The 22,950-nt window shown below is 73.3% G+C and carries 20 protein-coding genes; 13 read left to right on the top strand and 7 right to left on the bottom strand.

Features of this window, described 5'->3' with window-relative positions; all coding sequences use genetic code 11:
• Nucleotides 1-22 precede the first annotated feature (22 nt).
• From AB0J69_RS07475 to AB0J69_RS07460, 4 genes are read left to right on the top strand one after another with little or no spacing between them, the layout of a single operon-like run.
• Nucleotides 23-2,521: a nitrate- and nitrite sensing domain-containing protein gene (locus tag AB0J69_RS07475; RefSeq protein ID WP_364113921.1), complete on the top strand. Its 2,499-nt coding sequence runs from the start codon at nt 23-25 to the stop codon at nt 2,519-2,521.
• Complete coding sequence (locus AB0J69_RS07470) at nt 2,514-2,939, top strand: roadblock/LC7 domain-containing protein (protein WP_364113919.1); 426 nt, start codon at nt 2,514-2,516, stop codon at nt 2,937-2,939. Before AB0J69_RS07475 ends, AB0J69_RS07470 begins: the two co-directional genes overlap by 8 nt.
• Entirely contained in the window at nt 2,936-3,286 is a 351-nt protein-coding gene (locus AB0J69_RS07465) for a DUF742 domain-containing protein (RefSeq protein ID WP_364113917.1), read from the top strand. Before AB0J69_RS07470 ends, AB0J69_RS07465 begins: the two co-directional genes overlap by 4 nt.
• Nucleotides 3,267-3,869 (top strand): ATP/GTP-binding protein, encoded by a 603-nt coding sequence (locus AB0J69_RS07460; RefSeq protein ID WP_364113915.1) that lies wholly within the window; start codon nt 3,267-3,269, stop codon nt 3,867-3,869. Before AB0J69_RS07465 ends, AB0J69_RS07460 begins: the two co-directional genes overlap by 20 nt.
• 39 nt (nt 3,870-3,908) lie before the next feature.
• Here the strand turns inward: AB0J69_RS07460 and AB0J69_RS07455 are convergent, their stop codons facing one another.
• Complete coding sequence (locus AB0J69_RS07455; RefSeq protein ID WP_364113913.1) at nt 3,909-4,838, bottom strand: LysR family transcriptional regulator; 930 nt, start codon at nt 4,836-4,838, stop codon at nt 3,909-3,911.
• 188 nt (nt 4,839-5,026) lie between these two features.
• Between AB0J69_RS07455 and AB0J69_RS07450 the strand changes: the two genes are divergently transcribed.
• Entirely contained in the window at nt 5,027-5,872 is an 846-nt protein-coding gene (locus AB0J69_RS07450; RefSeq protein ID WP_364113911.1) for an SDR family NAD(P)-dependent oxidoreductase, read from the top strand.
• A gap of 167 nt (nt 5,873-6,039) precedes the next feature.
• Entirely contained in the window at nt 6,040-7,212 is a 1,173-nt protein-coding gene (locus tag AB0J69_RS07445; RefSeq protein WP_364113909.1) for a serine hydrolase domain-containing protein, read from the top strand.
• Nucleotides 7,213-7,348: 136 nt separating this feature from the next.
• Here AB0J69_RS07445 and AB0J69_RS07440 read toward each other — a convergent pair whose 3' ends face one another.
• Nucleotides 7,349-7,720 carry a proteasome activator gene (locus tag AB0J69_RS07440; protein ID WP_364113907.1) on the bottom strand — a complete coding sequence of 124 codons (372 nt, stop codon included), beginning with the start codon at nt 7,718-7,720 and terminating at the stop codon, nt 7,349-7,351.
• Nucleotides 7,721-7,901: 181 nt separating this feature from the next.
• A complete protein-coding gene (locus AB0J69_RS07435; protein WP_364113905.1) occupies nt 7,902-8,744 on the bottom strand; it encodes a PaaX family transcriptional regulator C-terminal domain-containing protein in 843 nt (280 codons plus the stop codon).
• 155 nt (nt 8,745-8,899) lie between these two features.
• Here AB0J69_RS07435 and AB0J69_RS07430 point away from each other — a divergent pair, with 155 nt between their 5' ends.
• From AB0J69_RS07430 to AB0J69_RS07400, 7 genes are all read left to right on the top strand, one after another.
• On the top strand, nt 8,900-9,778 hold the full coding sequence (locus tag AB0J69_RS07430; protein WP_364113903.1) for an amidohydrolase family protein: 879 nt from the start codon (nt 8,900-8,902) through the stop codon (nt 9,776-9,778).
• Entirely contained in the window at nt 9,775-10,233 is a 459-nt protein-coding gene (locus tag AB0J69_RS07425) for a MaoC family dehydratase (RefSeq protein WP_364113901.1), read from the top strand. The genes AB0J69_RS07430 and AB0J69_RS07425 overlap by 4 nt, the downstream gene beginning before the upstream one ends.
• Before the next feature lie 229 nt (nt 10,234-10,462).
• Nucleotides 10,463-11,812 (top strand): LacI family DNA-binding transcriptional regulator, encoded by a 1,350-nt coding sequence (locus tag AB0J69_RS07420; RefSeq protein ID WP_364113899.1) that lies wholly within the window; start codon nt 10,463-10,465, stop codon nt 11,810-11,812.
• A 154-nt stretch (nt 11,813-11,966) separates the two neighbouring features.
• Nucleotides 11,967-14,093, top strand: coding sequence for an alpha-galactosidase (locus AB0J69_RS07415; protein ID WP_364113897.1), 2,127 nt, complete (start codon nt 11,967-11,969; stop codon nt 14,091-14,093).
• A 33-nt stretch (nt 14,094-14,126) separates the two neighbouring features.
• Nucleotides 14,127-15,458 (top strand): extracellular solute-binding protein, encoded by a 1,332-nt coding sequence (locus AB0J69_RS07410; RefSeq protein ID WP_364113895.1) that lies wholly within the window; start codon nt 14,127-14,129, stop codon nt 15,456-15,458.
• Between the two features lie 84 nt (nt 15,459-15,542).
• Nucleotides 15,543-16,442: a sugar ABC transporter permease gene (locus AB0J69_RS07405; RefSeq protein WP_364113893.1), complete on the top strand. Its 900-nt coding sequence runs from the start codon at nt 15,543-15,545 to the stop codon at nt 16,440-16,442.
• Nucleotides 16,439-17,314 carry a carbohydrate ABC transporter permease gene (locus AB0J69_RS07400; RefSeq protein WP_364113891.1) on the top strand — a complete coding sequence of 292 codons (876 nt, stop codon included), beginning with the start codon at nt 16,439-16,441 and terminating at the stop codon, nt 17,312-17,314. The genes AB0J69_RS07405 and AB0J69_RS07400 overlap by 4 nt, the downstream gene beginning before the upstream one ends.
• Here the strand turns inward: AB0J69_RS07400 and AB0J69_RS07395 are convergent.
• The 4 genes from AB0J69_RS07395 to AB0J69_RS07380 form a co-directional block, all read right to left on the bottom strand.
• A complete protein-coding gene (locus AB0J69_RS07395) occupies nt 17,307-18,890 on the bottom strand; it encodes an ABC-F family ATP-binding cassette domain-containing protein (protein WP_364113889.1) in 1,584 nt (527 codons plus the stop codon). The two genes, AB0J69_RS07400 and AB0J69_RS07395, sit on opposite strands and share 8 nt — an antisense overlap.
• A gap of 280 nt (nt 18,891-19,170) precedes the next feature.
• A complete protein-coding gene (locus tag AB0J69_RS07390; RefSeq protein ID WP_364113887.1) occupies nt 19,171-19,695 on the bottom strand; it encodes a hypothetical protein in 525 nt (174 codons plus the stop codon).
• 148 nt (nt 19,696-19,843) lie between these two features.
• The gene (locus tag AB0J69_RS07385; protein WP_364113885.1) at nt 19,844-21,319 is read right to left on the bottom strand and encodes an FAD-dependent monooxygenase; all 1,476 of its coding nucleotides are present in this window, start codon (nt 21,317-21,319) and stop codon (nt 19,844-19,846) included.
• An 84-nt stretch (nt 21,320-21,403) separates the two neighbouring features.
• Nucleotides 21,404-22,950 (bottom strand): LuxR C-terminal-related transcriptional regulator (locus tag AB0J69_RS07380; protein ID WP_364113883.1); only part of this gene is annotated, 1,547 nt, incomplete at its 5' end.

Genomic DNA, 22,950 nt, shown 5'->3' with positions numbered 1-22,950 from the left:
CGCGCGGAATTGGACTAGATGGATGAGCTCGCCCCCGCCGATCCGTACCAAGCTGCTCAGGATCCTCCTGCTTCCGCTGGTCTCCATGGTTGCCCTCTGGGGGTTCATCGCCTATTCCAGTGTGGAAGAGATCGTCACGGTCTCCCAGGCGCAGGACCGGTGGGAGGCCATCGGCGCACCCGTGTTACAGCTGATCGTGGAGTTACAGAAGGAGCGGCAGCTCTCGGCGGAGGCGCCGGGCAGCACCGCGACGTACAAGCCGCTGGCCGATCAGCGGCAGGTCACCGACGCGCAGGCCAAGCGCCTGCGCGAGATCATCGGATCCGTTGACGTCGAGGCGGCGGGCGGCGAGACGCCGGCCCAGGTGCGCACGATGGTGCAGGCGCTGGACGGGCTGCAGGCGCTGCGGGCCTCCGCCGACGGCGGCGTGCTGGCGCCGCCGCTGACGATCATTCAGGCGTACGACAACCTGATCGCCGTGGCCAACCGGCAGTTCGGCGACCGCGACGCGCTGAGCGACGTGTCGTCCTTCCGCGGGGTGCGCGGCATGGCCGCCTTCAGCGCCACGGCGGAATATCTCGGCCGCGAGCACGCCGTGCTCACCGCCACGATCGTGAACCGCCGCATGACCCCGGCCGACCGGGGCGCGTTCGTGGCCGCGATGGCCAGCCGCCGGCTCGTCTTCGCCAACGCCGAGCGCGACGCCGGGCCCGAGCTGCGCGCCGACTACGACCGGCTGGTGGCCAGCGAACCGTACAGGCGGCTGATCGCGGTCGAGGACGAGCTGTTCACCTGGGACACCGACGGGGCGCCGCCGGTGAACCCCGCCGAGTGGCGCCGCGACGCCGAGGCGATCATCGGCGGGATCAACCGGGACACGCAGACGGAGCTGGCCCGCGCCGCCGCGGAGGCCGAGGCGCTGAAGAGCGGGGCGTACTGGCGGATCGGGATGGTCCTGCTCCTGGGGCTGGCCGCGGTGGTCGTGTCGGTGGCGCTGTCGTACCGGTTCGGGCGCTCGCTGGTCGACGAGCTCAAGCGGCTGCAGGGCTCGGCGGTGGAGCTGGCCGAGGAGCGGCTGCCCCGGCTGGTCGAGCGGCTGCGGCGCGGCGACGACGTGGACCCGGCCACCGAGGCCCCCGGGCTCGACCGGGCCGACACGGCCGAGGTCGATCGCGTGGTGGACGCGTTCGCCGCGGTACGCCGCACGGCGGTCGAGGCCGCGGTCGGCCAGGCGGCCCTGCGCAAGGGCGTCGGGCAGGTCTTCCTCAACCTGGCCCGGCGCAACCAGGCGCTGCTGCACCGCCAGCTCGCGCTGCTCGACACCATGGAGCGCCGCGCGGACGAGCCCGAGGTCCTGGAGGACCTGTTCAAGCTCGACCACCTGACCACCCGCATGCGGCGGCACGCCGAGAACCTGATCATCCTGTCCGACTCCTCCCCCGCGCGCCGCTGGCGGGACCCGGTGCCGCTGTTCGACGTCGTACGCGCGGCGGTGCTGGAGGTCGAGGACTACACGCGCGTCACCGTCGCGCCCATGCCGGACGCCCCGCTGCTGGTCGGCGCCGCCGTCACCGACGTGATCCACCTGGTCGCCGAGCTGGTGGAGAACGCCACCGTCTTCTCCCCGCCCGACACGACCGTGAGCGTACGCGGGGTGACGGCGGCCAACGGCCTGGCCCTGGAGGTGGAGGACCGGGGGCTGGGGCTGTCGCAGACCACCCTCGACGAGCTCAACGCCCGGCTGGCCGACCTGCCGGAGTTCGACCTGGCCGACACCGACCGGCTCGGACTGTTCGTGGTGGCCAGGCTGGCGGCCCGGCACGGGATCAAGATCGTGCTGCGCCGCTCGCCGTACGACGGGACCACCGCGATCGTGCTCCTGCCCGCCACGCTGCTCGCCGGCGCCGAACCGCCGGCCCTGACGGCCGCCGCCCACTCCATGGGGCAGCCCGGCCAGGACGCCGCCACCCGCGTGGCCCGGCCCGTGCGGGCGCTCGGCATGGCGGCCCCGGACGTGCGCCCGCGCGGGGTGGCCATCGCTCCCGAGCCGGAGCGCGCGACCTGGTTCGAGGCCGGCCCGGCACGCAGGCCCGCTGACCCGGTACGCGCCCAGGACGCGATCCGCACCCAGGACCACGTACGCCCTCCGGGCCCCGCGCCCGAGCCCGTCCGTGAGCCCGATGCGGTGCGGAGACCCGGCCCGGCGTACGAGGCCGGACCCGCCGGCCCACCCGCCGGACCCACCGTGCCCGCCGGCCCGCCCGCCGGCTGGAGCGTCACGGTGCCCGCCCAGGAGGCGGACGACGACCTCGACGGGCTGCCGATGCGGATCCCGCAGGCCAGCCTGGCTCCCCAGCTCCGTACGGACGGGCGCGCGGAGCGTCGCTCGACCCCGGCCCGCTCGCCGGAGGAGCTCGCACAGCTCATGTCGTCCATGCAACGCGGCTGGCAGCAGGGTCGCCAGCGAGCGAGGCAGGAGCGAGACATGTGGAACGGAAAGGACGACCAACCCAATGCCTGACCCCAGAAGTGAACTGAGCTGGCTGCTCGACGACCTAATCCAGCGCGTCCCGGGCATCCGGCACGCCATCGTGCTGTCCGCGGACGGGCTGTCCATGGGCAACTCCCGGGAGCTGACCAGGGAGGACGCGGAGCACCTGTCCGCCATCTCCGCCGGCAGCCACAGCCTCGCCATGGGGGCGGGGCGGCACTTCGCCATGGGCGGTGTACGGCAGACGATCATCGAGATGGACGAGGGCTTCCTGTTCGTCACCGCGGCCGGTCAGGGCGCCCGGCTGGCCGTCATCGCCACGGCCGACGCCGAGCTGGGCATGGTCACGTACGAGATGGCCCTGATGGTCAAGCGGGTCGGCGAGCACCTCGCCGCGCATCCGAGGGGAGCGGCACCGGCACCCGCCTGGAACGGCGCGAGACCGTGACCGGAGAGGATCCCGGGCCGCTGATCCGGCTGTACGGGCTGACCGGGGGCCGGGCGCGGCCGCAGGGCGAGGCGTTCGACCTGGTGGCCATCGTCACGACGGCCGGCGACACCCACGAGCCCGTGGACCTGATCCCCGAGCATCGTGCCGTGCTCGCGCTGTGCCGCCGGCCCACGCCGGTGGCGGACGTCGCGGCGCACCTCAGGCTGCCGCTCAACATCACCCGGGTGATCCTGGGCGACCTGCGGCGCGAGGGCCTGGTCACCATCGAGCGCCCGCGTCCCGTGGCGCAGACGATCGACGAACGTATCTACAGGGAAGTGCTGCATGGACTACGCAGCCTCTGAGCCGGCGGCGACCGCGGTCGCCTCGGCCTTGGCCATCAAGATCCTGATCGCGGGCGGCTTCGGCGTCGGCAAGACGACCATGGTCGGCACGATCAGCGAGATCCGGCCGCTGCACACGGAGGAGCTGCTGAGCGATCGCGGCATCGGGGTGGACGACACCTCGGGCGTGGAGTCCAAGATCACTACCACTGTGGCGCTGGACTTCGGCCGGATCACCATCCGGGACGGGCTGTGGCTGTACCTGTTCGGCACGCCGGGGCAGGACCGGTTCTGGTTCATGTGGGACGAGCTGGCCCTGGGCGCGCTCGGCGCCGTCGTGCTCGCCGACACCCGCCGCCTGCAGGACTGCTTCCCGGCGGTGGACTACTTCGAGCAGCGCGGGATCCCGTTCGTGGTGGGGGTGAACTGCTTCGACGGCGCCCGCCGGTACGACCCGGCGAAGGTACGGCGGGCGCTCGGGCTGAACGAGGGCATCCCGATCGTGCTGTGCGACGTGCGTGAGCGGAGGTCGGTCAAGGAGGTGCTGACCACGCTCGTCACGTACGCGGTGGAGGGCCTCCAGCCCTACGGGACGGGCGCGTGACTCCCCCTCGCCAGGGCGGTGTGAGGCGCCTGCCGGACGCTACGGGGTGAGCGCGGTCTCGCGCAGCACCTGCGCGAGGCGGGCGACGGGTTCCTGCAGCGGGCCCGGCAGCCGGGCCAGGAGCAGGCGGCGCCGTTCCTGGGGTCCGCCGCGTACCGGGAGGACGCGCACGCCGGGCGGCACGGCGGGAGCGAGCGAGGCCGGGACGGTGGTCAGACCGCAGCCGGCGGCCACGAGGCTGAGCTTGGCCAGCCAGTCGCGGGCGGAATGGGCGATCCGGGGGCGCTCGTCCAGGCCGGGCCAGGCGCCCATCCCCGTGCTGTCGCCCGCGCCGCCCCCCGCCGCGCTGCCGGGGCCGGCGATCCAGCTCTGCCCGTGCAGGTCGGCGACGTCGATGTAGTCGCCGCGGGCGAGGGGATGGCCGGCCGGGACGGCTACGTGCAGGCTGCGCTCCGTCAGGGTCTGGAGTTCCAGCGCCGGCGTCTCGGTGTCGGGCGGCCGGAAGGGCGGGACGGAGGCCAGAACGGCGAGATCGACCGTACCGGCGCGCAGGGCGCGGACCAGGGCCGGCGTCCGGCCCTCCCTGGAGTCGACGGTGATGGCCGGGTGCGTGACGCGCAGGGCGGCCAGCGCGCGGGGCACCAGGGCGGCGCCCGCGCTGGGGAACCAGCTGAGGCGTACCGTGCTGGGCTCGTCGGGGAGCCCGGCGAGCTCGCGCGCACCCGCGTCGACCTGGTCCACGACGGCGGAGGCGCGGCGCAGCACGATCCGTCCCGCCGAGGTGAGCCGCACGCCGTCGTGGCGCCGCTCCAGGAGCGGGGCGCCCGCCGCGCGTTCGAGCGAGGCGATCTGGCGGGAGACGGCGGACTGCGTGTAGCCGAGGGCGGTGGCCGCCGCGGTGAGCGTCCCGCGCTCGGCCACCTCCCGGAAGACCCGCAGCGCGGTGAGCGAGGCGTCGGTGAAGGCCATGACGATTACGCATACCACGGTTGAGAAACTTTCGCTGGCCGCATCCCCTCCGGCCTCCCTAACCTGGGTGCGACCCCGGCTCTCGAAACCCGCGTCCGCGGACAGAACCGCGTGCCCGGGTCGCGAATCGCACCCCGGACCGGACGCTGCCGCACTCCGCGCGGCACTTCCCATCACAAGGAGCCCGAATGACAATCCCACCCCGAGTCGCCCTGGTGACCGGCGCGACGCAGGGCCTCGGCCTGGCCCTCGTCGAGGGTCTGGCCCGGCGCCTGAACCCGGCCGACACCGTCTACCTCACCGGCCGTGACGCCGGCCGCGTCGCGCGGGCCGCCGACGCGATGCCCCGAACCGGCGCCCGGGTACGGGGCGAGCTCTTCGACGTCGCCGACCCCGACGCCGCCGCCCGGTTCGCCGGCCTGCTCCATGACCGGCACGGCGGCGTGGACGTCGTCTTCGGCAACGCCGTCATGCGCATCGGCCCCGACGACGACCCGCGCACGCTGGTGGACGCCTACACCGAGGTCAACAACTTCGGCACCACCCGGCTGCTGCGGGCCTTCGCGCCGCTGGCGCGCGATGGCGGGCGGCTCGTCGTGGTCGCCAGCTCGCTGGGCACGCTGCACCATCTGGCGCCCGTACTGCATGACCGCTTCGACGGCCTGACGTCGCTGGAGGAGGTGGACAAGCAGGTGGCGGCCTGGCGCGACGCCGTCAAGGACGGCAGCGCCCGCGCCGGGGCGTGGCCCGGCTTCGTCAACATCCCCTCCAAGATCGCCCAGGTCGCCGCCGTACGCGCACTCGCCGGGCAGCGCCGGGCCGAGGACGCCCGCCGCGGCATCCTGCTCGTCGCCGTCTGCCCCGGCATGATCAACACACCGACCTCGGCCCTGTGGTGGAACGTCGCCGACGCCCCCAGCCCCGCCCAGGCCGCCGAACCCCTCCTCGACCTGGTCCAGAACCCCGTCGACCCGGCCCACTACGGCGAGCTGGTCCGGTTCGGCCGGGTCCTCCCCTGGAGCCCCTTCGCCTGACCGCACAACAGGCCCTCCAGTACGTCCCGCGCGTCCGGCCGGGGTGCCCGTCGCCTGGGGAGCCCGTTTCGCAGGAGACGCCCGGGGTAGGGGCTTGCTCTCGGGTCAGCAGCACATTCCCCCTCGTATCCCCCGCGCCCAGACGTCAGGGGTCGTGAGGAGGGGCCGTGAGCCAGGTCCACGGAATGTGCGAGCCCCGGTTCGGCGCCGTACGCGAGGCATTCGAGGACAACTTCGCCCAGGGCCGGGAGCTCGGCGCCTGCGTGGCCGTCTACCACCGCGGGCAGGCGGTCGTGAACCTGTGGGGCGGGCTGACCGGCGCCCAGGACGACGCCCCCGAATGGCGGCCCGACACGATCACCCTCCTGGCCTCCGCCACCAAGGGCCTCATCGCCGCCACCGCCATGCTGCTGGTCGACCGGGGCATCCTCGACCTCGACGCGCCCGTGGCCGACTACTGGCCGCAGTTCGCGGCCCGGGGCAAGGCGCGGATCCCGCTGAGATGGGTGCTCGGGCACCGCTCAGGCGTGGTCACCATCGACCCGCCCCTGACCCTGACCGACCTCCGGCAGGGCACCGCCGTCACCGACGCCCTGGCCACCGCCCGCCCCGCCTGGCATCCCGGTCGCGCGCACGGGTACCACTGCCTGACCATGGGCTGGCTGGTCGGCGAGATCATCCAGCGCGTCACCGGCCAGTCCACCGGCCGGTTCTTCGCCACCGAGATCGCCGCCCCGCTCGGCCTCGACCTGCACGTCGGCCCGCCGCCCGGCCGGCACCGCCGCCTGGCCGCCCTCCTTCCGCCCACCCCGCAGCAACTCCTCCAGGGACGCGCCAACCCGCAACTCCGCGAGCTCAACCAGGCCATCTGCGACCCGGCCTCCCTCTTCCACCGCTCCACCTTCGGCAGCCTCGCCCTGACCGGCAACCTGCTCACCGGCCTCCCCTCGGCCGAGATCCCCTCCTGCGGCGGGACCGGCAACGCCGCCGCGCTCGCCCGCCTGTACGCCGCCCTCATCGGCGAGGTCGACGGTATCCGGCTGCTACGCCCGCAGGCCACCGACCGGGCCCGTACCGTGGAGGCCGCCGGCATGGACCTCGTCCTGCGCTGCCACACCTCCTACGGCCGCGGCTTCATGCTGCCCGGCGGCCCCATGTGGCCCGCCACCACCTCCCCCACCGCCTTCGGCCACCCCGGCGTCACCGGCGTGTTCGCCTACGCCGACCCGGACAACGAGCTCGCCTTCGCCTACGTCCCCAACCGCATGACGGAGCTCATCGAGGGCGGCGACGACCGCGCCCGCCAGCTCATCGAGGCCACCCACCGCTGCCTCTCCTGACCGCCACGCGCCGCTGTTCCCTCGGACGGCTGCGCGCTTCGAGGCGCGCCCGCTCTTTCCCCGGCGATCAGCGGCAAACCGGACGTGGGCACCGGTACGTGAACCACGGCCGAGGACCGAAGGCCGGAGCAGGCGGTCAGAGGTAGGGGCCGGTGTCCGTGCCCGGGCTGGGGTGCGGGGCCGGGCGGGCCTGCTGGAGGGTCAGCCCGATCCTGATCCCCTGGAAGACCCCTTCCAGCCAGCCCACGAGCTGGCTCTGCGCGATCCGGATCTCCGCCTGGGTGAGGGTCTCCGAGGGCGCGGGCAGCAGCCGGTTCAGCTCGTCCCGCAGCTCCGGCGCCACCGAGGCGGCGATCTCCGCGACCACCCGCGCGTGAATGCGCTGGAGCTGATCACGGGCGTGCTCGTCCAGGGAGAGCCCGCGAGCCTCGTCGAGCAGCGAACGCGCCATGGTGCTCACGCGCAACAGCCTCGCGGGCTCCTTGACGCGCCCGATCTCGGTTTCCACCGACGGCTCCCGCGCATCGACCGGGACGGCGTCACGAGGCCTTTCCGGCTGGTGAGGACCGGGTGAAGAGGTCATGTCGGCGTCCCTCGAGTAGCTGATCGCGGTCACCAAGGACCCTGCCCACCTATTCGCCGCTCACGCCCCAGGGTCCTCATCCCGCGCAGGACCACCACGTACGCGGTCACGGGTGGAGGGGCAGCTCGTCCAGGACGGTGTCGGCCAGCCGGCGCGCGGGCCGCCGGTAGGCGCGAGCCAGGGTGTGGAAGACCTGCTCGGCCCGGATGGCCGGCCAGTCCAGCGGCAGGTGCTCGGCGGGCAGGTGCGGGTCCTGGCGGACGAGCTGCAGCCAGTCGGTGTGCAGCAGGAGCTGCCGGGCCAGGTCGTCGGGCAGCGCGGGCTGCGGGCCGGGGGTGTCCCAGCGGTCGAGGAAGGCGTGGTAGCGGGCGGCGATCTGCTCGGTGTCGAAGGCCCTGCGTACGAGGTCGGCCGACTCGGTCGGCCTCGTCGCGCGGACGGCCAGGACGGTGACGTGGTCACGCAGGCCCAGCTCGGTGACGATGGCGCTCACGTCCTTGGTGCCCGGCGCGATCCACATGCCGCTGTGCAGGAGGCCGAATCCGGCCCAGACGAGCTGCGAGCGCAGGTCGTGGCGGGTGCTGCGGCGGCTGTCGGGCAGGGAGAAGCCGACCAGCGTCCAGGAGCCGTCCCAGTCGCGGTTGACCGCGCCGGTCTCCCAGACCCGCCGGCGGCCGTCCTCCAGGATGTCCGCGGCATGCGGGGTGAGCCCGAAGTACGTCTTGCGCCCCTGGCGGTGGCGGGCCAGCAGCCCCCGCTTGACCATGCGGGTGAGCGTCGAGCGCACCGCCTCCTCCGTCAGGCCCAGCCGGGCGAACACGTCGATGACGCTGCCGGAGTAGACGGCGACGCGGCGGCCCAGCACGTAGACGCCGAGGAAGCTGAACATCAACGACTGCGGCCGCGGGGACGCGGGCTGCGGCGGGTCGTCTCCCTCGCGGAAGGTCACGGATCGAGGGTAGACGGGCGCCGGTTATTGGGCAAAGCTGTGACGGAGGTTGCAGGAATGCCCCACATTTCCGATGAGGTGACGTTCGTGGATCTGTCAGGGAAGGCCGCGGCGGCGGAGTTCGAGGTAGCGGTACGGATGCGGGAACCGGTCGCATGAACGTCGACGAGCTGGTCGCGATCGACGTCCACACCCACGCCGAGGTCTCCGCGGACGGGCACGTGTCGCTGAGCCCGGAGCTGTTCGGCGCCTCGGCCGACTACTTCGGCTCGCACGAGCGGCCCACGATCGAGCAGATGGCCGCCTACTACCGGCAGCGGACGATGGCCGCGGTGGTGTTCACCGTGGACGCCGAGCACGCCACCGGCCACCGCCGGATCGCCAACGAGGAGATCGCCGACAGCTGCGCCGCGCACGCCGACGTGTTGATCCCGTTCGCCAGCATCGACCCGTGGAAGGGCCGCGCCGGCGCGCGCGAGGCCCGCCGCCTGGTCGAACAGCACGGGGTCCGCGGCTTCAAGTTCCACCCCGGCATCCAGGGCTTCGACCCCAACGACCCGATGGCCTACCCGCTGTACGACGTGATCGAGGAACTCGGCGCGATCGCCCTGTTCCACACCGGCCAGACCGGCATCGGCGCCGGTGTGCCCGGCGGCGCCGGCATCCGGCTCAAGCACTCCAACCCGATGCTCATCGACGACGTGGCCGTGGACTTCCCGCACCTGAAGATCATCCTCGCCCACCCGTCGTTCCCCTGGCAGGACGAGGCCCTGGCCATCGCCACCCACAAACCCACCGTGCACATCGACCTGTCCGGCTGGTCACCGAAATACTTCCCGCCACAACTCATCCGCTACGCCAACAGCCTGCTGCAGGACAAGGTGCTGTTCGGCTCCGACTACCCCGTGATCAGCCCGGACCGGTGGCTGGCCGACTTCGCCGATCTCGACATCAAACCCGAGGTCCGCCCCAAGATCCTCAAGCACAACGCCGCCCGCCTGCTCGGCCTCACCGCCAAGGAGACCCAGCGATGACCACCACCGCCACCGGCCTGGCCGAGATCAAGGCACTGACCGGCCGCGACCTCGGCCGCACCGCCTGGCTGCAGATCACCCAGGAGCGGGTCGACACCTTCGCCGAGGCCACCGGCGACCACCAGTGGATCCACACCAACCCCGAACGCGCCAGGAACGGACCCTTCGGCGGCACCATCGCACACGGCTACCTCACCCTCGCCCTGATCATCCCGCTCTTCGGCGAACTGCTCGACATCCAGGGCGTCACCATGAGCATCAACTACGGCCTGGACAAGGTCCGCTTCCCCAGCCCGGTCAGGGTCGGCGCCAAGATCCGGCTGGCCGGTCAGGTCGTCTCCGTCGAGGACGTCCCGGGCAACGGCGTGCAGATGGCCATGGACTTCACCGTCGAGATCGACGGCTCCGCCAAGCCCGCCTGCGCCGCCCGCGCCATCTACCGCCACTACGCCTGACCACCGCCTCCAGCGCCCGCGCCGCCTCACGGGCCCCGGCACCGGAGCAGCCCCCGACGGCACGCTCGCCAGCACCCGAAGGGAGACGGCCGACAATCCGGAGCGGTCGCGAGCACCCGAAGGGACGCGGCCGACGTCCCGGGGCGGTCGCGAGCACCCAAAGGAGGTCGGTCGGGGTTCGCGGGGCCGGGCGCGGCGTCCGGTTCGTGGGCCGTCCTACCATGTGATCGTGACTCCGACTCCTCGACGCGCGCCCCGCACCGCCGCTCGCGGCGGAGCCGCACCCAGCATCCGGGACGTCGCCGCCGCTGCCGGGGTCTCGTACCAGACCGTCTCGCGCGTGCTGAACGAGTCGCCGCGCGTGCGGCCGGAGACGCGTACGGCGGTGCTGGCGGCGATCGAGCGGCTCGGATTCCGGCCCAGCCGGGCGGCGCGTGCCCTGAGCCTGGGGCGGGCGCGCGGCATCACGGTCGTGACGTCCAACACCATGCTGTACGGGTACGCCGCCACGCTGCAGGGCCTGGAGGAGGCCGCCCGGGCCGAGGGCATGGCGATGGGCATCAGGGTCGTGGAGTCGGCCGAGCCCGCCGAGGTCAAGCAGACCGTGGACTACGTGAGCGACGCCAGCGCGGGGGGCGTGGTGGTGATCGCGTTCGATCCCTTGGGGGTCGCGGTGCTGGAGGCGCTGCCCGAGCACGTGCCCGCCGTCGCCGCCACCGAGCCGGCCGCACCCGACCGGGGGCGGGTCGCGATCGCCCTGGACGAGCGCCGCGCGGCGGCCGACGCCACGCGGCACCTGCTCGCGCTGGGCCACCGCACCGTGCACCACGTGGCCATCCCCTCCGAGGGCGCCCCAGCCGCGACAGGCAAGACGGTGGCAGGCGACGAGTCGCCGAGCGACGTCCCCGGCCACCCGGTGGGCGGCGGCGAGCTGCCACGCGACGCCACCCGCAACCCCCAGGGCGGTGACGAGTTCCCACGCGACGCCGCCGAGCACCCCTTGAGCGGTGGCGAGCTCGCACGCGCCGACAACGCCTTGGGCGGTGGCGGGCGGGCGGGCAGTCCTTCTGACGTCTCGCCGCTCGGTGCCGGAGGGCCGCTCGACGCCTCTGGAGAGCTGCTGGCCGGTGGCGCTTCCGGCGGTCAGCCGGTGGCTGGGGGGCGGCTGGCGGGGTGGCGGGATGCGCTGCGGGAGGCGGGGGCGGAGATTCCCGAGGTGCTGGCGTGCGGGTGGGACGTCCGGTCCGCGTACGCGGCCGGGCAGCGGCTGGCCGCCGCCCCCGACGTCACCGCCATCCTGTGCGGCAACGACGACATCGCGCAGGGTGTGCGCAGGGCGCTGTACGACGCGGGCAAGGACGTGCCCGGTGACGTGAGCATCGTCGGGTTCGACGACATCCCGGGCTCGGCGTACTGGACGCCCGCTCTGACCACCGTACGCATGGACTTCGCCGGCCTGGGCCGGGCCTGCTTCCGCGCGGCCGTGGCGGAGCTCACCGGGCAGCCACAGCCTGAGCTCGCCCTCACGCCGCCCACCCTGGTGCTGCGCGAGTCCACCGCTCCCCCGCCCCGCGCCTGAGGAACGCCCGGGGCCCCCGCGCCGTGAGGGCGCCGGGCGAAATGCCTTCGTAACGATCCCGCAAAGAGGGCTTTTGCGAGCGACGTGTGACCGCTCACACTGTGGCCATGGATGTGACCGGTCACATCAACCTCGTCCGAAAGAGAGACGCTTGATGCCTGCTGACATCGTCGAGACCTTGCGCTGGGGCCATGCCGGCCTGACCGCCGTCCTGGAGATCCACCCGGATCGCCCGGTGGCGCTGCGCGAGTTGTCGGCGGGTCCCGACCGTACGCCGGCGCGCCCGTCGCAGCCGCTGGTGGAGGTGCTGGTGCCGGGCGAGGGGCGGGCCAGGGCGTCGCAGCGGTTGTCGGAGACGGCGGTGGGCTGCCGGTTGCGCTACGCCGGAGCCGAGCAGTCGAGCGCCGGCGGATGGCACGAGCTGCGCGTACGGCTGCGTGACGAGGCGGCCGGGCTGGACGCGGAGATGATCCTGCGCTCGCCCGACGGGGTGGCGGCCGTGCAGGCGCGCGTCCGGGTGACGAACACCGGCGACAAGCCGGTGCTGCTGCTGGCTGTCACCTCGTTCGCCGCCGGCTTCGTCGGCCGGCCGGTGAACGACCTGGACGTCCTGTACGCCGGCAGCGAGTGGCTGGGCGAGAGCCGCTGGACCAGGCGCCCGCTGCGCGAGCACGTCGCCGACCTCGGCCTGGCCGGGCACGGCCAGCACGGCAAGGGCGTGTTCGCCCTGACCAGCTCCGGCACCTGGTCGAGCGGGCGGCACGTGCCGATGGGCGGATTGGGCGACCGGCGTACCGGCCGGACCTGGCTGTGGCAGATCGAGCACAACGGGCCGTGGCGCTGGGAGACGGGCGAGCGGCTGGACGGCGCGTACGTCGCCCTGTCCGGCCCCACCGACCTCGACCACCAGTGGAGCGAGCTGCTCGCGCCCGGCGAGTCGTTCACCACCGTGCCCGTCGCGATCGCCGTTTCCGAGGGCGCCGAGGGCAACGAGGGCGCCGAAGGAACCGGATTCGAGCGGGCGGTGGCGGCCCTGACCGCGTACCGGCGGGCGCTGCTGCGCCCCCACCCCGACCGGCCCGCGCTGCCGGTCGTGTTCAACGACTACATGAACACGCTGATGGGCGACCCGACCACGGACAAGCTGCTGCCCCTCATCGACGCCGCCGCCAACGCCGGGGCGCAGGTGTTCTGCGTGGACGCCGGCTGGTACGACGACGGCGGCGACTGGTGGGACAGCGTGGGCGAGTGGCAGCCCTCCCAGACCCGCTTCCCGCGCGGCCTGGAGGAGGTGCTGGCCCGTATCACGGGCCACGGCATGACGCCCGGCCTGTGGCTGGAGCCCGAGGTGATCGGGGTACGCAGCCCGATGGCCGACAAGCTGCCCGCGGAGGCGTTCCTGCAGCGCGGCGGCGTACGGATCGCCGAGCACGGCCGCTACCACCTGGACCTGCGCCACCCCGCCGCCCTCGCGCACCTTGACCAGGTGGTGGACCGCATGGTGGAGGAGCTGGGCATCGGCTACTTCAAGCTCGACTACAACATCGATCCCGGCCCCGGCACCGACCTGGACGCCGCCAGCGCCGGCGCCGGGCTGCTCGCGCACAACCGGGCCCACCTGGCCTGGCTGGAGGGCGTCCTGGACCGGCACCCGCGCCTGGTGCTGGAGAACTGCGGCTCGGGCGCGATGCGCATGGACTACGCGATGCTGGCTCGCCTGCAGCTCCAGTCCACCAGCGACCAGCAGGACTTCCTGCGCTACCCGCCGATCGCGGTCGCCGCACCCCTGTCAGTGCTGCCCGAGCAGGCCGCCAACTGGGCCTACCCGCAACCCGAGATGGCCGCCGAGGAGATCGCCTTCACGATGTGCACCGGCATCCTGGGCCGCCTCTACCTGTCGGGCAACCTCCACCGCATGGACGACGCCCAGCGCACCCTGGTCAGGGACGGCGTACGGCTCCATCAGCGCCTGCGCCAGGACCTGCTGCGGGCCACGCCGTGCTGGCCGCTCGGCCTGCCCGGCTGGGAGGACCCGTGGCTGGCCCTCGGCCTGCGCACCGAACAGGTCACCCATCTGGGGATCTGGCGCAGACCGGGGGCCGCGGACACCGCCGTGCTCGAACTCCCCCACCTGGCGGGACGGGACGTGAGCGTGGAGATCGTCTACCCGGCGGCGGCCGGCGGCTGGAGCCACGAGTGGAACCCGCGTACCGGAAAGCTCGCCGTCACCGCAACCGTCCCCGCGCCCACCGCCCGCATCCTGCACCTCCGTCCCCTGTAGCCCCCCAGCCGACCTGGATCGAGGAACCGAACCGTGAAGCTCCTACAGCGTGTCGCCGCCGCGATGGCCCTCGCCCTGGCAGTCGCGGCCTGCAGCGATCCCTCCGCCGGGCAGCCGGCCGAATCCACGGGGTCCACCACCGGTGCCGCCCCCGCCGCCTGGCCCTCCCCCGCCGCCCGCCTGGACGGGGTCACGCTCACCATCTGGGCCGCGCAGAACAGCAACACCATGCCCAAGGCCGTCACCGACGCCTTCACCCAGGCGACCGGCGCCGCGGTCGAGGTCGTCACCATCCCGGACCCGTACGAGCAGGGCGTGCAGACCAAGGTGGCCACCGGCGACAAGCCCGACCTGGCCTTCTGGCAGCCGACCGCGTCGATGCTGACCGCGCTCAACGCCCGCGCCAACCTCCAGCCGCTCGACGGCGCTCCCTGGGTCGCGTCCCTGTCGCCGGAACTGCGCGACATCACGGGCCTGCTGGACAGGACCCGCTACGCCGCGCTCATCACCAGCCCGGCGGTCGAGGGCGTCTACTACAACAAGGAGGTCTTCGCGGCCAACGGCGTCAAGGAGCCGCCGAAGACGTTCGACGAGATGGTGGAGGTCGCGCGGACGCTCAAGGGCAAGGGTGTGACCCCGTTCTTCGAGATGGCCGCCGACAAGTGGGCCACCCAGTGGTGGGTGCAGGTCCAGCTCGCCGACGCCGCCCGCGACGGGTTGTGGGAGCGGGTCAACACCGGCAAGGAGACGTTCGAGGACAAGACCATCCTGGACGCGATCAAGAAGTACAAGGCGCTGATCGACGAGGGGCTGTTCAACTCCGACATCAAGACCGCAAAGTTCGAGGACCAGGGGGCGGCGCTGCTGTCCGGCAAGGCCGCCATGGTCGTGCAGGTGAACTCGTTCTTCGGCCAGCTCCAGGCCAAGGCGGACACCGCGGAGCTGGACGAGAAGATCGGCTTCTTCCCCATCTCGCCGTCCGGCAACGTCGGCACCTTCATCCCGGACCAGTCGAACGCGCTGGTCGCGTTCCGCACCGGTGACGCCCGGCGGGAGGCGGCGGCGCGGCAGCTCCTGGCGTACTGGATGGGGCCCGGCTACGCCGGGTTCGTCGCCGACCGCAAGACCGTCTCGCTGCGCGCCGACGTGCCCACCCCGCAGGGGGTGCCGAAGGCGCTGCTGGACGTGCACGCCTCGCTCGGGCAGGCGGTCGGGTCCATGCAGGCGCTGGCCGTGGCCAACCCCGACCTGTACCTGAACCTGTCCGACATGATCACCGGCAGCCTGACCCCCGAGCAGGTGGCCGCCGCCACGCAGAAGCAGTTCGCCCAGCTCGCGAAGGCGGCCGGAGCCACCGGCTTCTGATCCACCACGCTTCAGATCGACCACGCTTCTGATCCCAGATGCTTCTGATCCCAGACGCTTCTGATCCACGGCAAGGAGCCGCTCGTGCCGACCGGTACACCAATCAGGCCCGCGGCGGCCCGCGCGAGCACCCACCCGATGTGGTTCCTGGCGCCGGCGTTCGCGATCCTGTTCGTCTTCTTCTTCCTGCCGACCCTGTTCAACTTCGTCTACGCCTTCACCGACTGGTCCAGCTTCAAGAGCGAGATCCGCCCGGCCGGGTTCGACAACTTCGCCTACCTGCTGTCGGACGGCACCCTGTTCGGCGCGCTGCGCATCACGCTGATCTACGCCGTCCTGGTGGCGCTGTTCCAGAACCTGTTCGGCTTCGGCCTGGCGGTGCTGCTGGAGAAGGACACCTGGCTCAACCGCGCGGCCCGCCTGGTCTTCCTCATCCCGGTGCTGATGTCCGCCCTGGCCGTCGGGTACGTCTTCCAGGCCCTGCTCAAGCCGGACGGCAGCCTCAACGACCTGCTCTCGGCGCTGACCGGGCAGCAGGTGCGGATCGCCTGGCTGGGCAGCACCACCTGGACGCTGGTCCTGGCCGCGGTGATCCACGCCTGGAAGTGGATGGGTCTGTCGATGCTCATCTACCTGGCCGGGCTCAAGACCGTCCCGGAGGACGTCACCGAGGCCGCCCGCATCGACGGCGCCTCGGCCCGGCAGGCGTTCTGGTCGGTACGCTTCCCGCTGCTGGCCCCCGCCGTCACGTTCAACGTGGCCACCGCGCTGCTCGGGTCCATGAACGGTTTCGACATCGTCCAGGCGCTCACCGGCGGCGGCCCCGCCCGCAGCACCGAGATCCTGAACATCTTCATCTACCGCACCTTCGGCCAGGGGCTGTTCGCCCAGGCCACGGCCATGAGCCTGGTGCTGTTCCTCATGGTCGCCCTGCTGGCCTTCCCGGTCATCCGCGTCCTGCGCAAGAGGGAGGAGATCCTGTGAGCGTCCCCGTCTTCGGCGCCGCCCGGAGCGGGCGCGTGCGGCCCGCGGCGGCGCGGGGACTGGCCGCGCGGCTGCGGCCCTTCGCCGTCGTGGCGCTGGTCGTGCCCGTGATGGGCGTGCCGCTGTGGCTGATCGTCGTCACGGCCGGCAAGTCGCAGGGCGAGGCCCTGTCGCCGGATCTGTCCCTCCCGTCGCGCTGGCAGCTGTGGGACAACCTCGCGCAGGTCTGGCAGCAGGGCGAGATCCCGGCCGCGTTCCTGGGCAGCGTGCTGATCGTGGCGCCGTCGGTCGCGCTGGTGCTCGCGCTCGGCTCGATGGCGGCGTGGGTCCTCGCCCGGCGGGGCGGGCGGCTCACCGCCGTGCTGTACGCGCTGGCCATCAGCGGCATCGTGCTGCCGCCCGCCGTCGTCACCATCGTGCTCCTGCTGCGCCAGCTCGGCCTGGCCGGCAGCCCGGCCGGGATGATCGGCGTCTATGTCGGCATCTACCTGTCCACCGTCATCTTCTTCGTCACCGGCTTCGTCCGCACCGTGCCGGTGTCGCTGGAGGAGGCGGCCCGCATGGACGGCGCCGGGCCCGTGCGGGTGTTCGTCTCGGTCATCCTGCCGCTGCTGAGGCCGGTGCTGGCCACCGCCACCATCCTCATCTGCCTGTACGTCTGGAACGACGTGTTCTACGCCTTCTTCGTCGTCGGCGGCCGCGTCGACACGCTGCCGCTGAACCTGTTCCAGGTCGCCAACGCCGGCCTCTACCTCAACAACTGGCACCTGATCTTCGCCTACATCATCCTGATGAGCCTCCCCCTGCTGGTCGTGTTCGCCGTCGCGCAACGGAAGATCATCGCCGGGATCACCGGCGGCGCCGTCAAGTGAGGGCGATCAGGTCGGCGTAGTCGTCGTTCCAGAGGTCCTCGACGCCGTCGGGCAGCAGCAGCACCCGGTCGGGCCGCAGGGCCTCGACGGTCTCGCGATCGTGCGTGACCATCACCACCGCCCCCTCGTACGCCGCCACGGCCGCCAGCACCTCCGCCTTCGACGCCGGGTCGAGGTTGTTGGTCGGCTCGTCGAGCAGCAGCACGTTGGCCCGGGAGCTGACCAGCCCGGCCAGCGCCAGCCGGGTCTTCTCGCCGCCCGACAGCACGCCGACGGGCTTGTCCACGTCGTCGCCGCCGAACAGGAACGAGCCGAGCACCGTCCTGGCCTCGCCGTCGGTCAGCTGCGGGGCGGCGGCGGCCAGGTGCCCGCCCACCGTGTGCGCCGGGTCCAGGGTGTCGTGTTCCTGGGCGAAGTAGCCGAGCCGCAGCCCGTGGCCGTGCACGACCCGTCCGGAATCCGGCCGCTCGCGCCCGGCCAGCAGCTTGAGCAGCGTGGTCTTGCCGGCGCCGTTGAGCCCGAGCACCACGAGCCGGCTGCCCCGGTCGACGGCCAGGTCCACCCCGGACAGCACCGGCAGGCTCCCGTAGGACTTGGCCAGGCTGATCGCGCCGAGCGGCGTCCTGCCGCTGGGCGCCGGCTCGGGCAGCCGGATGCGCGCGACCTTCTCGGCGCGGCGGACCGGCCGGGCGCTGGCCAGCATGCGGTCGGCGCGGCGGGCCATGTCCCTGGCCCGGACCGCGGTGGCGGACCTGGAGCGCATGCGGTCGGCCTGGGCGTGCAGGGTGGCGGCCTTGCGCTCGGCGGCGGCCCGCAGCCGTGCCCGGCGCCGGTCGTCGGCCTCGCGGTCGGCGAGGTAGGCGTGCCAGCCGGTGTTGTGCACCTCCAGCGCGCCCTGCTCCACGTGCCAGACCCGGTTGATCACGTCGGCCAGCAGCCCGGTGTCGTGGCTGATGAGCACCAGCCCGCCGGAGTAGCCGACCAGGAACGTGCGCAGCCAGGCCACGGAGTCGCCGTCCAGGTGGTTGGTGGGCTCGTCGAGCAGCATGACGCCCGGCTCGGCGAAGAGCACGCGGGCCAGCTCGACGCGGCGCCGCTGCCCGCCGGACAGGGTGCCCAGGGGCTGGTCGAGGACCCGGTCGGGCAGGCCGAGCCCGGCGGCGACGCGGGCGGCCCCGGCCTCGGCCGGGTAGCCGCCGCGGGCCTGGAACTCGGCCTCGGCCCTGGCGTAGCGGGCCATCGAGCGTTCGTCGCCCGACTCGGCGAGCGCGGCCTCGGCGTCGCGCAGCGCGCGCATGGCCTGGTCCAGGCCGCGGGCGGACAGGACCCGGTCGAGGACGGCGATGCCGGGATCGGCGGCGGCCGGGTCCTGCGGCAGGTAGCCGACGGGCCCGGTGCGGACGATGTCGCCGGCCGCGGGCTGGAGCCGCCCGGCGAGGATCTTCATGAGGGTGGTCTTGCCCGCGCCGTTGCGGCCGACCAGGCCGATGCGGTCGCCGGGAGCGACGTGCGCGGTGACGCCGGAGATCAGGAGGCCGGCGCCGGCACGCACGTCGAGGCCACGGAAGGTAAGCATGGGATTGCGCTCCGGAGAAGCTAGAGGACACACGGGTGGCGTGGAAGCGGGTGTCCTTGCTAGGAAATTCTGCGGGGCGAAGCCATGCGATCAGTCTACGGGCGGGCGCAACCGGTTATCCGGGAGCGGCGGCGGCCCGTGCCGGGCCCCGCGGCGCGGGGCCCGGCAGGAGGTCGTCCTCGGGGGGAGCCGCCCAGCCCGGTGGACTCGCCGTCCGGCTGCTCCTTGGATCCGCGGTGCTTCCTGACTCGAGGCGGGCTGCTCGCGGGCCGCCCCGGCGTCAGGCGGGGAAGTCGCTCGGGTTGACCGAGCTGGTCTTCGCGTTGCCGCCCCTGACCGGGTTGAGGGTGAGGGTCCAGATGGTGGTCGACCTGGAGGTGGTGACGAACTTCAGCCGGTCGTTGAACCGCTGGTAGGCGGCGGCCCTGGTGAACCGGCCCTTCGACGTGCTGAAGCGGTAACCGGTGGTGAAGTAGATCCGGTACGTACCGTCCCTGACGTCCTTGATGCTCGCCGTGGACTTCGCGCGGACGTAGATGCTGATGGCCTTGGTCCTGCCCCTGACCAGAGCCACGACGCCGTCCTTGGAGGTGCCGTTCTTGATCTTCAGGGTGCCCAGGCCGCCGCTGATCCGGTCGTAGAGGATCCGGCCGTTGCCCGGGCGCGCGGCGGCGGACTCCGCCGTGAACGTCACCGAGGTGACGGCCCGCTCGCCGGTCGCGGCGGCGGCCGGGGAGGCGGCCAGCAGCCCGCCGGCCAGCGCGACGGCCGCGACGGCACTGGTGCCTGCGAGAGGTCTCTTCACAAAAACATCTCCTTCGGGAGGCATAGTCACGGTAAAGATAGAAGAGCCGGGCTTGATTGGATACCTGGTATTTGGCAAGGGCATCCGGAGCCAGGTCATTCGTCCTGGGGCATGCGGCTCGTGTCCGTGCGGCGTGGTGGGCCGGGTCTCACGGGCTGGCCGGGTGGGTGCGCGGTGCGGGGCCGCGGCATCGCCCGACCGCCGCCTCCGCCAGCTCGGGCAGGTCCGTACGGTCCTCGCCGGCCCAGGCGGCATACCCGTCCGGGCGGACCAGGACGGCAGCCGGCAGGCCGGGCACGGCCGGGCCCGCGTACCGGGCGACCTTGACCGCTTGCCCGACCGCCGCCGCGACGGCCCCCTGCCCCGTCGCGTCCACCAGCAGGTGGCGGCCGTCGCGCAGCAGCTCGTACAGCCGGCCGGCCGTGCACGGGAGGTCGGGCACGCGCCGCCCGGTCCACGGGTGGGCGTGCCGGGTCGTGGCCGGGTAGCCGATGCCCAGCCCGGTCAGCCGGCCGGCCAGCAGCCGGCGGGAGCGCCCGAACCGCAGGAGCAGCCGGATCGTCAGGGCACGCAGCGCGCGGCGGATCGCCGAGCGGCCGAGTACGAGGCGGTTGAAGGCGTCGGTCAGCGCGAGCACCTGCGTGCCCACCCGGTGCCGCTCGCGCTCGTAGGTGTCCAGCAGCCCGTCCGGCGCCTGCCCGCGCACGGCGGCGGCCAGCTTCCAGCCGAGGTTCATGGCGTCCTGGATGCCGGTGTTCATGCCCTGCCCGCCCAGCGGCGAGTGCACGTGGGCGGAGTCCCCGGCGAGGAACACCCGGCCGGCGCGGTACCGCCTGGCCTGCCTGCGCTCGCTCAGGAAGCGCGAGCTCCACCGCTGCTCGCGCATGCCGAAGTCGGTGCCCGCGATGCGCAGGAAGGCGTCCCGCATCTCCGCCATCGGCAGCGGCACGTCCAGGGGGACCTGCTCGCGCAGCCGGTCCCAGGCGATGGCGCGGAACCACCCGTCGCCGAACGGCACCATGAGGACGACGCCCTCGGGGCCGTTAGCGGCGAACAGGGCGTCCTCGGGCGGCTCGGCGAGGCGTACGTCGGCGAGCAGGATGTGCGTCTCGTACTGCTTGCCGGCGAAGTCGATCCCGAGCAGGCCGCGGACCCTGCTGTGCGCGCCGTCGCAGCCGACGACGTAGCCGGCCGACTCCGTACGCCCGCCGGCCAGCTCCAGGACCACCTGCCGGGCGTCCTGCCGGAGCCCGACGACCTCCGCGCCGCGGACGATCTCCACGCCCAGCTCGCGGGCGCGATCCTCCAGCAGGTGTTCCGTGCCGCTCTGCGGGACGATCAGGACCATGGGGTACCTGGTCTCCAGCGTGCTCAGGTCGAGGGCGGCGCCGGGGGCGGGCTGGAGCCGGCGCACGGGGACGCCGCGGGGCAGCAGGTCGTCCGCCAGGCCCCGGGCGTCGAGGAGTTCGAGGGTGCGGGCGTGCACGGCGAACGCCCGGGTGATGTTGGGCTGCTCGGCGCGCCGTTCCAGGATCTTGCAGCGCACGCCGGCCAGGGCGAGCTCGCACGCCAGCATGAGACCGGTCGGTCCGGCGCCTACGACGATCACGTCTGTCGGGTTCATCGGGGATCTTCCCTCCGGGTTCGTTGCCACCACCCTCCGCCCGGACCTGCCCCGTCGAATCGGTGAAGTACACAGTCCCGGCGGTCAACGACCTCCGCCCAGACGGCCGGGATCCTCCACGGAGAGCCGCACCAGCTCGGCCCGCGACGAGATGCCCACCTTCACGAACACCTTGTGCAGGTGGTAGTCGACGGTGCGCGGGCTGAGGAACAGGTGCGCCGCGATCTCCCTGTTCGTCCCGCCCTCCGCGACCAGTCGCGCGATCTGCAGCTCCTGCGGCGTCAGGTCGGCGATCGTGCTGGGGTCGCGCTTGCGCGCGGTCTCGCCGGTCGCCTGGAGCTCCACCCGGGCGAACTCCGCCCAGGGCGCCGCGTTCAGCCGCTGGAACGTCTCGCCCGCCGCACGCAGGTGACGCCGCGCCTCGGCCCGCCGCCGGCGCCTGCGCAGCACCTCGCCGAACAGCAGCGCCGTCCTGGCGGTGTCGAAGGGCCGGCCGGCGGCCGCGTGCAGCGACAGCGCCTCGGTGAAGCGGGCCTCGGCGAGCTCCGGCGCGTCGGCGCCCTCGACCAGGGCCCGGCAGCGGGCCACCAGCGCGTGCGCCCACGGTGCCCGGGTCGGCCCGGCCCAGCCCCGGAGCAGGTCCAGGGCCGCCATGGCCCGGTCGGGGCGGTCGGTGCGTACGGCGGCCTCGACGAGATCGGCGGCGGCGAAGATCTTCACGGCCGGGTGCCCCTCCCCCGGCCCGGCATCCGCCATCGCGTTCAGCCGGTCGAACGCCTCCCCCTTCCGCCCCTCCCCCAGGTCGAGCAGGGCCAGCGCCCACGCCGCGATACTGGCGGGCGGTCCGAGCCGCTGCCCGATGGCGTGCGCCAGCGCGGCCCCCGCCTCCGTACGGCACTCCGCGGCCCGGCCCTGCGCGGCGGCGATCCAGGCGAGCACCGCGCGGTGGTGGGCGGCCGTGTTGTCCTGCCCGGTGTCGAGCGAGAGCCGCAGCCCCTCGGTGGCGGTGGCCCGGGCGGCGGCGAACCGGCCGGTCCACATCTGCAGCGCCGCGAACGGCGCGAGCAGCAGGGGCAGCACGCTGACCGCGCCGGCCGCGCGGGCGCGGACGGCGGCCCTGGTGAACAGGTCGAGCGCCGTGGCGTCCACCCCGGCGAACATCGCCGCGGCCGCGGCCATGCCCAGGCTCAGCGGGTCGGCCTGGTCCTGCGCGGGCTCGCTGCCCTCGCGCAGCGACGGGTTGGCCCGCTCGGCGTCCCCCTCCAGGAGCGCGGCCAGGCCGCCCACCAGCCTGGCGCCGTCGGTGACGGCGCCCTCGCCGCGCGGCAGGCCCGCCAGCCGCCGGTCGGCCTCGGCCAGCTTCGGCAGGTCGGCGACGGTCCAGGCCAGCCGGCCCGCCTCGGTCAGCATGCGCGCGGCCTGGCCCGGGTGCAGCGCGGCGACCGGCTCGGACGCGGCGACGAGCATCGCGTACGCGGTGTCGGGCCGGCCGCAGAGACCCTCGATCGCCCCCCGTACGTGCTCGCCCCGGGCACGCAGCAGCGGATCGGCGTCGATGTCGGAGACCTGCGAGGACAGGATGCGGTGCAGGTCCTCGCGCGAGGGGGAGACCAGCTCGCAGCCGATGTCCG

The sequence above is a fragment of the Nonomuraea sp. NPDC049709 genome (assembly GCF_040674815.1).
GTDB lineage: Bacteria > Actinomycetota > Actinomycetes > Streptosporangiales > Streptosporangiaceae > Nonomuraea.
The sequence above is the reverse complement of the archived record's forward strand: the minus strand, read 5'-3'. Positions and strand labels throughout refer to the sequence as shown.